Here is a 16758-nt window from a genome sequence, read left to right as displayed (position 1 = left end):
TACCTCATTCACAAACGTTGCTCGTTGTTCAGTTTTCAAAGAACAATCTCAGTCAGTAACCAATTTCTTAGTTACTTTCTTTTTCTCACCGCTTTGTCAGCGGCGACTTTTATATCTTATCATTTCGTTCATTTCTTGTCAACACTTTTTTAAAACTTTTTTTCAATCTCTTTTCGAGACTGTTTTTGTTTTAAGTTTGTTAACTCATGTCCGAAGCGACATTGATTAATTTATCATAAAGATAAGGGGTGCGTCAACCACTAAATACCTACCATTTTAAGGGAAATGACAAGCGCGAGTCCCGGGATACCCAGAAGCCCCACTCCTGTTAATGTGGCAGGGTTGATAGGTACATGGATTCCCGCTATCCACCCCGTCGAATTCACGATGTACAACAGCGCAAATGCGCTAACTCCATGAAGAAGAAAGGTTATGATACCACGCCAAGCCAGCCGCTGACGAAATAGCACAATGAACAATCCAGCTATGGACACAAGGAGCAGACCAATCAACAGCATCTTCGTCACTATAATACCTCCCCTAACCGCAATGCATGCATCCCTGCACGCTTGGCTCTCTTCATCAGCATGGCAATCCGCTTCTCAGCTGCCTCAAGCGTCGAGATCGCATAATCCACCTCATCTGTACCTAGTGCATGCTCAAATCGCACACAAGCCATTCTCCACTCCGCAACCGCATTACGGATATCCCTCATAAGAAGCTGCTGCTCAGACAACATTAACCCATACTCACGCTTGTCCTTATTTCGCATGAACCAGTTCTTCATACGTTTCCACATGAGTTCCCCTCCCCACATTCACTTTAGTCATGAATATGAACGTCGGGACAAGACTAGAACCTCTTTATGAGCTGCTTCGACCATGCGAGACAGCACTTTAATGAACAGGAATATCAATCATTCCTCTTATAGATAACAAAAAAAGCCCTCGATATTCGAGAGCTTCTATATCAAATCATGAAGAAACAACATTTCAGGCCTGCTCACGATGGAGATCCACCATTACAGAACATCCCTCCGGCCTTCTAACGCCTTAGACAAGGTCACCTCATCGGCGTATTCGAGGTCACCACCCACAGGAAGTCCATGAGCAATTCTCGTTACACGAATGCCGAACGGCTTCACAAGCCGCGAAATATACATCGCTGTTGCTTCCCCTTCAATATTTGGATTCGTAGCCAAAATCAATTCTTTGACCCGCTCATCACTCAAACGCTTAAGCAGCTCAGCAAGACGTATATCCTCTGGGCCTACTCCCTCCATTGGTGATATCGCGCCCTGTAGCACATGGTAATACCCCATGAACTCTTTCGTTCGCTCCATCGCAACCAAATCCTTCGTTTCCTGAACAACACACATTACTGAGGCGTCACGTGTCTTATCCGAGCAGATACGGCAAGGATCAATATCTGTAATATTGCAGCACACAGAGCAGTAGTGCAGGTTCCGCTTCACATTAACGAGCGCCTTTGCAAAATCAATAACGTCATCTTCCTGCATGCGGAGTACATGGAACGCAAGACGAGCCGCTGTCTTCGGCCCAATACCGGGCAAATGTGTAAATGCCTCGATCAACTTGGCGATCGGTTCTGGATAATACAATACGGGCTCTCCTTTACGATAGCTTAATCAACGAACTCAACATCGTCTCACATCAAAAAATGTCCCCTAAATGGTAGAAACGGCATATACCGGAATCGGTATATGCCTCACATTCGTGCGTCTAGATTAGAACAAGCCAGGAATTTTCATTCCGCCTGTGAATTTGGACATGTCGTCATTTGCCATGTCTTCTGCTTTAGTCAACGCATCGTTAACTGCAGTAATAACAAGGTCTTGAAGCATTTCGATATCTTCTGCATCCACTACTTCTGGTTTGATGGAGATGCTAAGTAGTTTTTTGTGGCCGTTAACCTCTACAGTAACAGCTCCGCCGCCAGATGTACCAGTTGCTTTCTTTTCAGCCAATTCTTCTTGAGCTTTCAACATTTGCTCTTGCATTTTTTTAACTTGCTTCATCATTTGGTTCATATTGTTCATCGCCGTGAATCTCCTTTTTTCTCCATTTGATAAAAGTTACTCTTTTATGACAACGAGATCTTCTCCAAATAGCTGGATAGCCTCGTCAATCCATGGTTCTTGAGAATTATTGCGGCCTTCTTGGCCCTCTGGCTCCAGTTGGAACTCTTGCTCTTCCTTGTCTTCGGTCCGGGCCGCTGCGGCTTCCCAGTCCTTGAGCATCATCGTGTCCATCTGGTATGGCTTGCCGAAGGTGTCGGATAGCACTTGCTCGATCACCTGCTTGTTGGCAGGCTTCTCCGTCGTATCTCGGTGAATCGAATTTTTGAAACCAATAAGAATTCGGTCCTCCAGACAGGATACAGGTTCACCATTAACCAGCCAAGCATGGATGGTAACACCCGCTTCCTTCACTCGCTGCAGCACTTGTCCCCAAGTGCCCCGAATACGATTGAATTCAGCGCTGTTATGATTCGCAAGATACCGCTCGAACTGTGGCGGCTGCTTAGAGAACTTGGATACGCGTCCAGATGGGCGTGTTGCTGCAGGCGTGCGTTCATGCGCCACCTGTTCCTGACGACTTCCACCTGACTTCACCAGCTGTTCAACCTTCGCCTCTAAAGACGTAATTTGTTGACGCAAATGTTGCAGGGAGGATGAATGTTCCATTCCATCCTGCCGAACCTCTCCCTGAGCGGAATCCCCAGTGTCCGTATAATGATTCATCGGACGCTGTCCTGAAGCTGCCAATTGAAGCAGCGCGACTTCGAATAAAGTCTGCGGCTGCACAGCATACTTCATATCCGTCTGGTATCGATTCAGCGTATCAATGATATGAAATAGACGACTCTCTGTGAATCCCTCCGCCATTTCACGGAAAGACTCTACGCGAGTCAACCGGTCCGTTAGCGCATCCCCGCTCGGCACCATCTTCATCATAAGCAGATCTCGGAAAAAGTACAACAGGCTTTCCATGCACTTATCCGCACTCTTGCCTTCCTGCATCAACTGCTCAACCACCGAAAGAACAGAACCTACATCACCCGCCTGTACTGCTCGGGCAAGCTCCGCAAACCTCTCTTCGGGCATACCTCCTGTAATATCCAATACCTGTTGATAGGTAATGGCTCCATCAGTAAAGGAGGCAGCTTGATCCAGCAAGCTGATCGCATCACGCATCCCGCCATCAGACAGCTTCGCAATATAAGTCAAACTGTCATGATCTGCCTGGATGCTCTCTTCTTCGCACACCTGAGCCAAGCGCTGTACTTGCTCAGCAAGTGAAACTCGACGAAAGTCAAATCGCTGGCAACGCGAAATAATCGTGGCCGGAAGTCGATGCGGCTCCGTTGTCGCCAAGATGAACATCACATGCGCTGGCGGCTCTTCTAACGTCTTCAACAAGGCGTTAAAAGCTTCTGTCGTCAACATGTGTACTTCGTCAATGATGTACACTTTGTAGCGAACTTCCGTTGGCGCATACTTCACCTTTTCGCGAAGATCGCGAATTTCCTCTACGCCGCGATTCGATGCAGCATCGATTTCCACTACATCCATCACCGCGCCAGCAGTTATGCGTCGACACGCTTCACAAGCGTTGCAAGGCTCCGGGCCTGGCCCTTGTTCGCAGTTGACAGCCTTCGCCAGTATTTTCGCCGCACTTGTCTTCCCGGTTCCTCTTGGACCGCTGAACAAATATGCATGCGAAAAACGCTGCTCCCGCAGCGAATTTTGCAGCGTTTGAATAATATGCTGTTGTCCGACCATGTCTTGAAATGACTGTGGTCTCCATGCGCGATACAATGCGATATGAGCCATGATGCAACCTCGAAAACGTTTTTACTTATTATACTATATCATAACCTCTAAAAAAACAGCCATTCCCTCTCTTTGGAAAAGAGGGGCGTCCGTCACTGCTCTATGAGCCCTGATAAGGGACAGCGAGCGTGAATGTCGTGCCAAACCCCTTGGATGAAACGCGTATCGTACCGCCCAAATCATGGATAATCCGTTGGCATACCGATAATCCAAGCCCTGTCCCATTCTGCTTCGTGGTGAAGAAGGGATCGAATATCTTATCGACGAGGAACGCAGGAATTCCCGGCCCCGTATCATGGATATCAATCAACACACGTTGCTCCACACTATCCCGCTTCACACTTACCGTAAGTGTGCCACCCTCCACCATCGCCTCAATACCATTTTTGGCGATGTTGATGAACACTTGCTTCAGCAGCTCGCGATCGGCAACCACGTTCGGCACAGTCTCTCCCGCCTCGTATCGAACATGTACACCGTGCAGCACTGCTTCACTCCGAATAATCGGCAAAATATCATTCATCACCTGATATACATTCACACGCTCAATCGTGACATGCTTCGGCTTGCTTAAGAGTAGAAACTCCCCAACCAACTCATTGATTCGGTTGATTTCGGTCAGCATGATCTCGGTGTAATGGACTTCCTTCGCCATCCCCTTGTCACGCAGCGTCTTCTTGAACATTTGCAGAAACCCCTTAATAGAGGTCAAGGGATTACGAATTTCATGAGCTGTTCCTGCGGCAATCTGTCCAATCATCGCCAGACGGTCGCTTCGCTGTACCTGCTCCTCCAACGAGCGCAAATTTGACACATCCTTGAATAGCACATAAGCACCTACGATCTGCTGCTGTTCATCACGCATGACATTCGAATCCATAAGAAGCTCATATCGATCCACACCATTGCACCAAGAGACAGCATGATTCCGCACACTCACACCTTCAAGCAGAGAACGTTGTACGAGATGATGCTCTGTAGGCATGTCACCAAACAGCTCATTGACCCGTCTCCCGAGCGCCTTCTCTCTCTCCCATCCCATCACTATGCACGCCATATCACTGATGTCTACCAATGTGAACTGATTATTCAGCAGCATGATCCCTAAATTCACATCCTGAATAAAAGCACCGGCAAATTGCTGCAGCAGCGTTAGTTCCGTATCCGCCGCCTGTACATTTGCTCCTTCATTGCAGGAATCAGACATAGAATTCTGCGACAGAGCGCCGTGTAACGGCATGCTTGAATCGATCATACACTCACCTCTTTTTGCAGAAACGAAAATGAGATATCCGCTCACTTGCTGTTCACTCTAAACTTCGCCATCAGGCAATCTTTTTCCTGCTGTATATATAATATGAACATGTATTCATATTAGTTGAAACAAAAAAACACCGGTTATCCCGGTGTCCTCGTATGCACTATATGAACCGTGCACCTGTTATTGATAATTGCGATCCGAGCGGCACTTCTACACTACGACTCAGGCCAGGCTTCCCTCCGGCACATGAGCTCTCCTACTTATGGCTGCTTCCTTCCGGACCTGACCAAGTTCATAGGCACCCATTGCGGAGGACCCAGCCGTCAACACCGAGTGTAAACGCCAAACCCCACATCGACAAAACCTCTAACAGGAATTCAACCTCGCTACAGCGGATTGCGAGTTACAGGGCACCGCTACCTCCCCGTCTAGCACGGCATAACTTAGTATAGACGATTTGCTGCAAAAGTGCAACTGACGTCATTTGTTAACAGATATGGCATCTGCTTCTTCCTTACTGCCATCCGCATCTTCTTCCATTTGTTGCAAATACTTCAACAGCACACAAAGCAATGAACTCATAAGTCCAGATCCTAAATAAATCCACGGCGTAGCACCTGATACCGGATACAGCCATTGCAGTGCACAAGCTGATAACACCGCATATACCAGTACATAAATGACCCAGAATGAAGCAAGGGACACAGTCTTAGCCGCCCAGATGAGCTCCAAAATGATAACCCCTACTAATGCGAAACTTGTGACAGCGAGACTGAGCCATGCTAGTACAACATTACCATCCGGCAGAACTGGCCACCCCCAAGCAGGAAGGGCCCTTGCAGCCAAGCGAAAAATACCGTATTCAACCCCAACAACGAAGAAAGTAGCAACCATCACAATGAATGCGTCTTTGAACAACGTACCCGTTCCTCTTTGCAAACGATGCCCAAATTGTTCCGATCGCGCATGCTTGCGCCGTTCACTCCACTCTCCTGCCGCAACAAATAGAACCCCCAAGAAAAGCGTGCTTCCGACGATGGACAAGGGCAGCCCACCCTTGATGATGTGCCATATAAATCCCAAACTAAGCTCAAACAACCTTTCGATCACGCCGTTCACGCTCCGCTCCTTCTACTGTGGCCCCAATTCAAAGTCCAAATTCACCGGTTCTTTGGGCATTGTATCATTTACCGCTGGTCCACCCGTAGTAGGTACAGATTCATCAACAATATCCAAGCGAAATCCATCCACCCAGACTTGGCCCGGGCCGCTTAATAGCACGCCAAAGGCAATCGCCTCCGCATAAGGTGCAATATCAAGTACAACTTCATAGGGCCTCCATTCGGTCGTGCCGCTAATCGGACGATTGTCCATGTTGTCGAAGTTAATAGGCACTTCATCCTTCCCGTCAATCCGCATCCACATGCCTGCCCATCCCTGCACGTCGTCCGTCTTCAGAAACGCTGATAAGCGAAGGCGCTGTCCCACATAATTCTCAGCCTTGAACATTTGCATCAACGTGCCAAATCCTCGTGGATCCGCATCCACTTTTCCTTGAATCGTACCTGACGACCTCCCGCGATATACATGAACGTGATCAAGAGTAACGCTATATTGGTGCGGATACACACCTGTTATGATCCATCCCTGTGGAGCAGACTGCATCATCCCATATCCGGTATTCTCAGATTGATTGTTCTCATCCATTCGATGATCCCCCTCTGGCGTTAAAAGCATCGGAAACCTTGGCGGTATACATGCGGTGTCATGCCATACCGTTGCTTAAAAGCACGAGTGAAGCTGTCTTGCCCAGAAAATTGATATTCTAATGCGATGTCCAGTATGCGCTTGTCCGTTGACAACAGCTCCACCGCAGCCCTTGCCAATCTGCGCTCCCGTAACAATGTCGCTGCACTGACCCCCACATGCCGCTGAAACACACGATTAAAGTGAAAACGGGAGACCGTGCAATGTTCAGCTATGTCTGCTGCATCCACATCCTCTGTAATATGCAGTTCTATGTAGGCTATTGCTTCTCTGATCCATTTCTCGTGCTCCAGCCACATAGCCAGCCCTCCCCAGTCATCTTGAGGCAATGCCAGCACATGCCTCGGAAATTCCCGTTCCATTCAATCGTACCGTATTTACTCCCCTTTGTTTTGACATTTTGTGCGAAATCGAGTTCCGGACAGCAAACATCAAGTCAGGAAGGATAAAAATATACAAAAAAAATGAACTCCCTTGGCTGTTGCCAGCAAGGGAGTCCATATCGTAAACAGACGTATTAGATACCGTATTTCTTTTTGAATCGATCCACACGACCACCAGCATCCAAGAACTTCTGCTTACCTGTGAAGAATGGATGGCAAGCGGAGCAAACCTCTACCTTCAAGTTCTCTTTAACGGAACCTGTTTCGAAAGAGTTGCCGCATGCGCAAGTTACAGTCGTAATGAAGTATTTCGGTTGAATTGCTTCTTTCACTCGAATTCACCTCTTTCCGCCCTGAGCCCTTTGCGTGCCCAGAGTATATAAAAACACATGAATGGATTATAGCATGTTTGCATCTAGTTCGCAATCTCATGTTATAACCATATTCTTGTCCGCCATAACAGCGAACGAGCGCTTAGGAGCTCACAGAGCTGCTGCGTGTTCTGCGCGGAGGCGGGGTTGGTGTTCCGCTCGTATCAAGTGCTGCAAGGAACTCTTCGTTCGTCTTCGAATCACGCATCTTCTTCAAGAATTGATCCACGAATTCCGGAGACTCGTTCATGTTCTTGCGAATTGCCCACAGCTTATCAAGCTCTTCCTTCGACAACAGCATTTCCTCGCGACGCGTACCCGAGCGACGAATATCGATAGCCGGGAAGATACGGCGTTCAGCCAGCTTACGATCCAGATGAAGCTCCATATTACCCGTACCTTTAAATTCTTCATAAATGATGTCATCCATACGTGATCCTGTCTCAACGAGTGCCGTTGCCAAGATCGTCAAGCTTCCACCCTCTTCAATGTTGCGGGCAGAACCGAAGAAGCGCTTTGGACGATGGAAGGAAGCTGGATCAATACCACCAGACAACGTGCGGCCAGACGGCGGAACCACGAGGTTGTATGCCCGCGCCAAGCGCGTAATACTGTCAAGCAGGATAACAACATCCTTCTTATGTTCCACGAGACGCAGTGCACGCTCCAGAACAAGTTCTGTTACCTTGATGTGGTTCTCAGGCACTTCATCAAATGTGGATGCTACAACCTCACCTTTTACAGAACGCTGCATATCCGTTACTTCTTCCGGACGCTCATCAATAAGCAAAACGAACAGCTCAATCTCAGGATGGTTGGTCGAGATGCTATTTGCAATCTCCTTCAGTAGCAATGTCTTACCAGCCTTAGGAGGAGCGACGATAAGTCCGCGTTGTCCAAGACCAACAGGTGCGAGCATGTCCATAATGCGTGTGGACACTTTGTTGGAAGCCATCTCAAGCACAAGTTTCTTCTCTGGATATAGCGGTGTCAGGGCCGGGAAGTGCAAGCGTTGAGCGGCTTCATCCGGATTTTCACCATTGACGGCGTTAATCTGAAGCAATCCGAAATAGCGTTCGTTCTCTTTTGGCGGACGGCATTTTCCCGATACAAGATCACCAGTACGCAAATCAAATCTGCGAATCTGAGATTGAGAGATATAAATATCTTCCGAGCTAGGCAAATAGTTAATAGGACGCAAGAAGCCGAAGCCCTCTGGAAGGATGTCCAATACCCCCTCCATAAACATGAAGCCGCCTTGTTCCGCCTGCGCGCGCAAGATAGCAAATATTAATTCTTTTTTCTTCATTTGACCATAGCCAGGAATCTGAAATTGTTTTGCTAGTTTATATAGCTCGGTCAGCTTCTTCGTTTCCAAATCGGAAATTTGTAAATCCATGAATACAACTCCTATTCTGTTGATAAATACAAATGATGTCAGAAGGATAAGTCCATTGTGAAATCGTTACGTATAAACGCAGCGGCGTGTCAACATGAGATATGAAGGCTGGTTGATACAATGAGATGGTGGACAGATAACAGATGGGAACCATTCGGTCTGGGTAAAAGATAGCCGTTGAAGCGAAGCACTTATGGAAGTGATGGTGCTAAACGCTGCAGCCTCTCCAAGGAATAGAAAGGGAAATACTCTTCGTACGTTCAATCCTGCCAAAAAGTTGCATTTTCTTCTGTATCCGAAAGAGAATGCTCCACTTCCACTCTCTTTCGGACACAGTCCAATACACAAACGACGAATACTAGATGAAATTCCGCACAGCCACATGAGCAGGGCGCATCATGAGGAGCATCACCACACCTTAACTGACGATCGCGAAATGATCATTATCCTATTTTTACCCTATTACCGTCGAATTATTCCGTCTGACGCCATACATCAGCGCCTAAATTTCGCAAATTTGTGACTAGGTTGTCATAGCCACGGTCAATATACTCTACGCCGGAGATTTCAGTAATGCCATCCGCTACTGTTAGTCCTGCAATGACAAGCGATGCTCCCGCACGCAAATCCGCTGCTTTCACTTTCGCGGCATGCAACTTGGTTCCTTCAATGACAGCAGAGCGACCTTCTACACGGATTTTAGCTCCCATGCGAAGCAGCTCAGGCACATTCTTAAATCGATTGCTATATACGAGATCGGACAGCATACTTACACCAGTTGCTTGCGTGAGCAAGCTTATCATCGGTGATTGAAGATCGGTTGCGAATCCTGGATATACAAGCGCCTTTACATCGATAGACTCGTAGTCAGGCTGACCAAGCACGCGAAGGGATTCGTCCCCTTCTACGACTTGCACACCCATTTCCTCCAGCTTCGCCGTAAGTGCTTCCAAGTGCTTAGGGATAATATTGTCGATGAGAATATCGCCGCGCGTTGCAGCAGCAGCGATCATATAGGTTCCTGCTTGAATGCGATCCGGAATGATAGAATGACGGCAGCCATGCAGCCCTTCTACACCTTCAATACGAATCGATTCTGTACCAGCACCCTTGATTTTGGCACCCATTGCATTGAGCAGGGTCGCCACATCTATAATTTCAGGCTCTTTGGCCGCATTTTCGATAATGGTGATGCCTTTGGCTCGGGAAGCCGCAAGCATAATATTAATGGTTGCTCCTACACTAACCACATCGAGGTAGATTTTGGCGCCGCGCAATTCACGCGCCGAAATATGGATCGCTCCATGTTCATTGGTTACCGTAGCACCCAATGCTTCGAATCCTTTAATATGCTGATCTATCGGACGGGGTTCAAAGTTGCATCCTCCAGGCATGCCTATTGTCGCTTCGCCAAAGCGGCCGAGCAAGGCGCCCATTAAATAATAAGAGGCACGCAATTTCTTCACAGGTCCGTTATGCATCGGCATCGAAATCATGCTAGATGGATCAATTCGCAAGGCAGAACCTTCCCAGCTTGCCTCTCCACCGAGTTCGGTAATAATCTCCGTATAGGTTGCAACATCACTTAATGCCGGCAAGTTATCGAGCACTACTTCACTCTCTGCTAAAATCGCCGCAGGAATGAGTGCGACTGCACTGTTCTTCGCACCGCTGATCTGCACAGTGCCACGCAGCGGCCGCCCACCGCAAATCATTAACTTTTCCATCACAAGCTAAGTTCCCCCCACGCCGCACCTATCACAGGTTCGGCTCGCCCATATGCTTTATTGGATTCATGTTCATTCATCATAACGCTAAATAATCGCAAAAAAGGGAAGAACACCGGCGAACCGGTGCTTTTCCCGCATTCGTAAACATAAATATGAGTATCGATTATGCTTGGTTGTTGGATCCGAACAAGCGGATTTTGTTGCGAACAACTTCAACCATTGCATTGCGTGCTGGCGTCAAGTATTTGCGAGGGTCGATAACGTTCGCATCTTTAGCCAATGCTTCGCGGATAGCCGCTGTGCAAGCAACTTGGTTTTCTGTGTTCACGTTGATTTTACCTGCACCTGCTGCGATCGCCTTGCGGATGGATTCGTCAGGTACACCGGAACCGCCGTGCAATACGACTGGAACTGGGATTTTGGAAGCTACTGCTTCAATGATATCGTAGTGAAGTTTAGGCTCGCCTTTGTACATGCCGTGAGCAGTACCAACAGCGATTGCAAGTGCATCTACGCCAGTTTCTTCGTAGAAGCGGATTGCTTCTTCTGGGTTAGCCAATTGAGCTGCATCTTCGTCTACGTGAAGATCGTCTTCAACACCGCCGATTGTACCCAATTCACCTTCAACGGATACGCCCATAGCGTGAGCTGCTTTAACGACTTCTTTAGTCAAACGGATGTTGTCTTCGTATGCATGGTGGGAACCATCGAACATAACGGAAGAGAATCCGGCACGAATACAAGCCATAGCTACTTCAAATGTGCTACCATGGTCAAGGTGCAAAGCGATTGGCAAGCCGGATTTCTTAGCAGCTGCCTCAGCCATTGCTACTGTGTACTCCATTCCCATGTAACGCAAAGCGCCTTCGGATACACCAAAGATAATTGGCGCGTTTTCTTCCATCGCCGCTTCTGTAATTGCTTGTGTGAATTCCAAGTTATTGATGTTGAACTGACCTACTGCAAATTTGTTTTCTTTTGCTTTAGGCAAGAACTCGTTCATCGAAACTAATGGCATGGTCTCCATCCTCCTAGGAAGTTGTTCGTCGTCTGTCTATCTAGATTATAGCCGACATCTTATACGGTGTTATTATATCACAATTGAGCGTGAAAAAGTAAACAACCTCTTGACAAAACAGCTACATTACGTTTACGGCAACCGCTTTCCCCGAAACCGCTGCCTCATTGGCCGCTTCCATCAATTTTGTCAGGTCCAGCGCCATTTTTACGTTGTCCATGCTCACTTCTCTGCACTGCACATGACCGACCCATTGCTCAAACATATTCGGGATCGGTTCATCAAATGGAACGATGCTCCATTCGCCATCCCCCTCATTCAGACGAATGCGTATTTGCTCATCCGGCATTCCGTACATAATGCTTCCTCTTGCACCATGAATCTCAATCATGAACGGGGATTGACCGGTAACAAACCCTGTTTCAGCAATTCCAATGGCACCTCCAGTATATTGGAGCAGCGCAACTGCGTTATCCTCTACTTCTTTACCCGTAACATAGCCGTACGACGCAGTTACGGTCTCAGGCATTCCCAACAGTGCACGGGTAATGTACATCGGATGACAGCCAAGATCAATCATTGCCCCACCGCCGCATTCCGCCCGGTTGTAGAAATGCTCTGGCAGCCATCCTGCCAGTGCTCCATTATGCGCCATACGCACACGGACCAGCGATACATCGCCTATAGCACCCTCTTCTACTATTCGACGCAGCGTAACAATATCGCGCTCACACAGCTTCCGAAGAGCAACATTCAACACAACACCATTTGCTTCCACAGCATTCACGATGCGATCCGCTTCAGCTGACGTAAGCGCTAATACTTTCTCAGTGAAGATGTGCTTGCCAGCTTCCGCTGCCTTCACCATAATATCCTCGTGAAGGGAAGTCGGCGCTACTACAACAATCGCATCAATATCCTCTCTCAGCAGCATGTCATCCAAGTCCGGATAATAAGGCACATGATAACGGCCTGCATAGCGCTCACCGCGCTTGGCATCTTCATCCCATATTCCAACTAGCTCTGTATCTGGATGATGAAGGATAAAATCTGTATACTCTTCTGCATGAACATGCCAATAACTACAAACTGCTACACGTATCATCATTAACACCCCTGTATGATCCCTTATTGTCTTACTGATGTTATTTTGCTTAGCAAGTATAGGCCAGGATTTAGACAACACGAGAAACGAGGAAAGCCCCTAATGGGGTCTCTGCTGAGCGCCCTCCACTAGAGGCATGTCCAATTCTTCGTTCTTCGTACCACATAGCAAAATTGAAGGCCTTCCTCCGACCTTGCTCAGATAACATTGAAGAAGGCCAGGGCATCCCCCGGCATGTTTCTTGTTTATCGTTCGTACGCCACTTCTAAGAAGGCATAGTCATCTGATTATTCGGCTGTCCCTGCTCTAATGTCATATTGACCGCAACCCTCATCTCATCGATGTCGAAAGGCTTCGTAAAGTGCATCAATGCTCCGAGGTCCGTAGCTTCCTTAATCATATCCAACTCGCCGTAAGCGGTCATCATAATCACATTCATATGCGGCTTCATCAACTTGATCTGCTTCAAAATTTCCAACCCATCCATGCCCGGTATCTTCATGTCCAACAGGACAATATCCGGCGACTCCTCTCTTACGATCTCAAGCGCCATCTTGCCATTGGAAGCTTGATAGGTCGTATATCCTTCGCTACTGAACACTTCCATGAGAAGAACCCGAATACCATTCTGATCATCGACAATCAATACTTTCTTATTACTCAACTGGTACCCCTCCCACCGCGTCTCACGAGCGAGTGTGCAGCATCCTCTAGTTCGAATGAGTTAATCTCTCACACTGCATGCTTATTTTACCACTCCACATGTACTGTACATATTCGCTTCTTTACAATAAAATCCTTCTTCTTTCAGGAAAAACATCACAACTCCCACATAAAAGCAAAAAAAAAGCGAAGACTCTCCAATTAGGAAAGCCTTCGCTTCATATATTTTATGCGTTATTATCCACGGTGCTTCATTGCCGCTTTGACGAATTCACGGAACAATGGCTGCGGACGGTTCGGACGAGAAATAAACTCTGGATGGAACTGAACAGCCAAGAACCATGGATGGCTTGGAAGCTCGACAATTTCCACCAGTCGCCCGTCTGGGGACGTACCGCTAATCTTCAATCCAGCACCTTCAATTACTTCACGATATTCATTGTTGAATTCATAGCGATGGCGGTGACGCTCGTACACCAGCTCATCATTGTAGCAAGACATAGCGAGTGATCCCTCTTGCAGCTTGCAAGGGTACAGACCAAGACGCATTGTGCCGCCCAAATCTTCAATATCCTTCTGCTCTGGAAGCAGATCGATAACCGGATATTCTGTTGCTGGGTTGATTTCGGAGCTGTTCGCGCCATTCAATGCTGCGATAGAGCGTGCATATTCAATAACCGCAACTTGCATACCAAGGCAAATACCGAAGAACGGAATTTGTTGTTCACGCGCATAGCGGATCGCTGTTACTTTACCTTCGATACCACGATCGCCAAATCCACCTGGTACCAAGATACCGTGTACACCCGACAACTCTGCATCTACGTTTTCCTCTGTAATCTCTTCTGCATTCACCCAACGGATATTGACTTCTGTATTTGCATCAATACCTGCGTGAGCCAATGCTTCTACGATAGACAAGTATGCATCATGAAGAGCAACATACTTACCAACGATTGCAATCTCAACTTGTCCTTGAAGCTGCTTCACACGGTCAACAAGCTTCGTCCATTCCACCATGTCTGGCTCTGGTGTCTGAAGCTTCAAATGATTTACAACATAATCATCCATTCCTTGCTCATGAAGCATCAATGGTACTTCATACAACGTGGAAGCGTCACGGCATTCTACAACCGCATTCGCATCAATGTCGCAGAACAAGGAAATCTTGCGCTTCATATCCTCTGCAAGCTCATGTTCTGTACGGCATACGAGCATATTCGGTTGAATACCGATGCTGCGCAATTCTTTGACACTGTGCTGTGTCGGCTTCGTTTTTACTTCGCCCGCAGCCTTGATGTAAGGGATCAAGGTAACGTGAATATACATCACGTTGTCGCGGCCTACATCACTCTTAATTTGACGAATTGCTTCCAAGAACGGCAAGCTCTCGATATCGCCGACTGTACCACCGATTTCGGTAATAACTACATCAGAACCGGATTCCTTACCTGCACGGAATACGCGTTCTTTGATTTCATTTGTAATATGCGGAATAACTTGTACAGTTCCGCCAAGGTATTCACCGCGGCGTTCCTTTGAAATAACTGTAGAATACACTTTACCTGTTGTCACGTTGCTGTTCTTCGACAGGTTGATGTCGATGAAGCGCTCGTAGTGACCCAAGTCAAGGTCTGTCTCAGCTCCGTCATCTGTTACGAATACTTCGCCATGCTGATAAGGGCTCATTGTGCCCGGGTCAACGTTAATGTAAGGATCAAATTTTTGGATCGTTACTTTGAGCCCCCGATTTTTCAGCAATCTGCCCAGGGATGCAGCCGTAATCCCTTTACCAAGAGAAGAAACGACGCCGCCCGTTACAAAAATATACTTTGCCACTGGTGAAACCCTCCTATGATCAAGTGCATTCAAGACATGTTCTCGGGAGGCTTTGTCTGTAGAACAGGTTCGATACACGCGAGTTCCATAATCTCATGATGTTATCGTAACCCATTTATGCGATATTCATTGATGCAAAATGTCATTAAAAAAGCTCCTGTCTAAAATGTCCGGAAATGGTGTTCCGTAGTGGACGGGAGCTATTTTATACGAATCAAATTGTACCAATTGCAATCGGCAACAAAGCCATAAAAAACTGCAATTCGTATCCTAAAAAAACAAAAAAGTGACTCCCGTAGTGTCACGGGGCACTTTCTTCATATGTGAAAATGACTCTATTTAATTACGTGCAAATGCAAAGCCCATATGCTAGTTTACTCTGTAGGCATTCTCGTGTCAAGGGAGATCGAGTTGATTTTTCGCAGGGGCAGATTATATGGAAAATGCCGCTTACGTATCCCTCCTGAACATACCCCAGATCAGCTAGGATATACAGGAAAAATAAGCAAGCGGCATTCTAAAATGCGAAATCAAATCCTGAAGAGGATCTTACATATCCTCTTCCCGGTCATCCTCTTCTTCGAAGTCATCGTTTTCTTCTTCGTTCAGATCCGCATCTTCTTCATCGATTTCCTCTTCGATGTCAACATCATCTTCTACATCAGAATCTTCATCCTCGAAGATCTCCTCTTCCTCTTCGCCATCTTCATCGACGAAGTCGAAGTCTTCTTCTTCATCATTGTTGAAGCTGTCGTCATCATCAGAGTAATCATCATCGTCGTCATCGTTAATGATGCGTGGACGAGGTGTACCCCCGGTCATCGCCTCTTCAGAACGGTCAACCGGATACCAGCGCTTCAATCCCCACAGGTTCTGGCCAACACAAGCAAAACGACCGTCAATGTTAATTTCCGTATATAACTGCGCAATGACATCGTTAATTTGCTCTTCGTTCAGACCCCGCAGCTTAGCGACTTCATTCATGAGATCGCGGTAATAGAAAGGCGTGTTGGCAGCTTTCAGTACCATGAAGGCAAGATCCACCATCGGTATTTCTTGCACTTTTTCAGGGTCTAATTTCAAATCCAGCGGTGTGCTCATTCGGACACATCCTCTCTCTCTAAAAAGTTCAAATTGCATTCACTTATCCATGTTCACACATAAGTAAACCCGATCTCAAGTGAAAATGCAAGTTTTCTTCCTATAGACGAGGAAATGCCACAAGTCGGACAAAAAATAGAAACGCGAAGGGAATCCCTTCGCGTTCGACTGTATCCGCACCCGATGAAGGCTCACGCCCCGTATCGGGTGTGCTAAGCCCTTCGTCGGCTCTTCTTCATACTATGTCCGTGGAAGTCTTTTGACA

At 47.2% G+C, this 16758-nt stretch carries 17 protein-coding genes and 1 other RNA gene; all 18 read right to left on the bottom strand.

Annotated features, from left to right (window positions below; translation table 11 throughout):
* Positions 1-260: 260 nt before the first annotated feature.
* The 18 genes from PBN151_RS27675 to rpoE all read right to left on the bottom strand — a co-directional run bounded on the left by PBN151_RS27675 (position 261) and on the right by rpoE (position 16493).
* Complete coding sequence (locus PBN151_RS27675; protein ID WP_072731875.1) at positions 261-518, bottom strand: pro-sigmaK processing inhibitor BofA family protein; 258 nt, start codon at positions 516-518, stop codon at positions 261-263.
* Between the two features lie 8 nt (positions 519-526).
* Positions 527-799, bottom strand: coding sequence for a DUF2508 domain-containing protein (locus PBN151_RS27670; protein WP_227775154.1), 273 nt, complete (start codon positions 797-799; stop codon positions 527-529).
* 222 nt (positions 800-1021) lie between these two features.
* Positions 1022-1621, bottom strand: a complete 600-nt coding sequence (gene recR, locus PBN151_RS27665) for a recombination mediator RecR (RefSeq protein ID WP_021253424.1) — start codon at positions 1619-1621, stop codon at positions 1022-1024.
* Between the two features lie 126 nt (positions 1622-1747).
* On the bottom strand, positions 1748-2059 hold the full coding sequence (locus PBN151_RS27660) for a YbaB/EbfC family nucleoid-associated protein (protein WP_021253425.1): 312 nt from the start codon (positions 2057-2059) through the stop codon (positions 1748-1750).
* Between the two features lie 36 nt (positions 2060-2095).
* Positions 2096-3856 (bottom strand): DNA polymerase III subunit gamma/tau, encoded by a 1761-nt coding sequence (gene dnaX / locus PBN151_RS27655; protein ID WP_072731861.1) that lies wholly within the window; start codon positions 3854-3856, stop codon positions 2096-2098.
* 100 nt (positions 3857-3956) lie between these two features.
* On the bottom strand, positions 3957-5063 hold the full coding sequence (locus tag PBN151_RS27650) for an ATP-binding protein (protein ID WP_090514527.1): 1107 nt from the start codon (positions 5061-5063) through the stop codon (positions 3957-3959).
* A gap of 223 nt (positions 5064-5286) precedes the next feature.
* Positions 5287-5554: signal recognition particle sRNA large type (gene ffs, locus PBN151_RS27645), an RNA gene on the bottom strand.
* Positions 5555-5597: 43 nt separating this feature from the next.
* Entirely contained in the window at positions 5598-6236 is a 639-nt protein-coding gene (locus PBN151_RS27640) for a hypothetical protein (protein ID WP_072731859.1), read from the bottom strand.
* 12 nt (positions 6237-6248) lie between these two features.
* Positions 6249-6824: a hypothetical protein gene (locus tag PBN151_RS32155; RefSeq protein WP_227775152.1), complete on the bottom strand. Its 576-nt coding sequence runs from the start codon at positions 6822-6824 to the stop codon at positions 6249-6251.
* Between the two features lie 20 nt (positions 6825-6844).
* Complete coding sequence (locus PBN151_RS32150) at positions 6845-7246, bottom strand: helix-turn-helix transcriptional regulator (protein WP_227775149.1); 402 nt, start codon at positions 7244-7246, stop codon at positions 6845-6847.
* Between the two features lie 155 nt (positions 7247-7401).
* A complete protein-coding gene (gene rpmE, locus PBN151_RS27630) occupies positions 7402-7599 on the bottom strand; it encodes a 50S ribosomal protein L31 (protein ID WP_021253430.1) in 198 nt (65 codons plus the stop codon).
* A 142-nt stretch (positions 7600-7741) separates the two neighbouring features.
* Positions 7742-9037: a transcription termination factor Rho gene (gene rho, locus PBN151_RS27625; protein WP_021253431.1), complete on the bottom strand. Its 1296-nt coding sequence runs from the start codon at positions 9035-9037 to the stop codon at positions 7742-7744.
* 473 nt (positions 9038-9510) lie between these two features.
* On the bottom strand, positions 9511-10764 hold the full coding sequence (locus tag PBN151_RS27620; RefSeq protein WP_072731858.1) for a UDP-N-acetylglucosamine 1-carboxyvinyltransferase: 1254 nt from the start codon (positions 10762-10764) through the stop codon (positions 9511-9513).
* A gap of 166 nt (positions 10765-10930) precedes the next feature.
* Positions 10931-11785 (bottom strand): class II fructose-1,6-bisphosphate aldolase, encoded by an 855-nt coding sequence (fba, locus tag PBN151_RS27615; protein ID WP_021253433.1) that lies wholly within the window; start codon positions 11783-11785, stop codon positions 10931-10933.
* A 121-nt stretch (positions 11786-11906) separates the two neighbouring features.
* Positions 11907-12893, bottom strand: coding sequence for a Gfo/Idh/MocA family protein (locus tag PBN151_RS27610; RefSeq protein ID WP_083545358.1), 987 nt, complete (start codon positions 12891-12893; stop codon positions 11907-11909).
* A 262-nt stretch (positions 12894-13155) separates the two neighbouring features.
* A complete protein-coding gene (locus tag PBN151_RS27605; RefSeq protein ID WP_021253435.1) occupies positions 13156-13554 on the bottom strand; it encodes a response regulator in 399 nt (132 codons plus the stop codon).
* 236 nt (positions 13555-13790) lie between these two features.
* Complete coding sequence (locus tag PBN151_RS27600) at positions 13791-15392, bottom strand: CTP synthase (RefSeq protein ID WP_021253436.1); 1602 nt, start codon at positions 15390-15392, stop codon at positions 13791-13793.
* Positions 15393-15941: 549 nt separating this feature from the next.
* Positions 15942-16493 carry a DNA-directed RNA polymerase subunit delta gene (gene rpoE / locus PBN151_RS27595; RefSeq protein WP_021253437.1) on the bottom strand — a complete coding sequence of 184 codons (552 nt, stop codon included), beginning with the start codon at positions 16491-16493 and terminating at the stop codon, positions 15942-15944.
* Positions 16494-16758: the final 265 nt, after the last annotated feature.

It is taken from the genome of Paenibacillus sp. NAIST15-1 (assembly GCF_001894745.1).
Taxonomy (GTDB): Bacteria; Bacillota; Bacilli; order Paenibacillales; family Paenibacillaceae; genus Paenibacillus_B; species Paenibacillus_B suaedae.
Note: the sequence above shows the minus strand (reverse complement) of the source record. Positions and strands in the feature narration are given on the sequence as shown.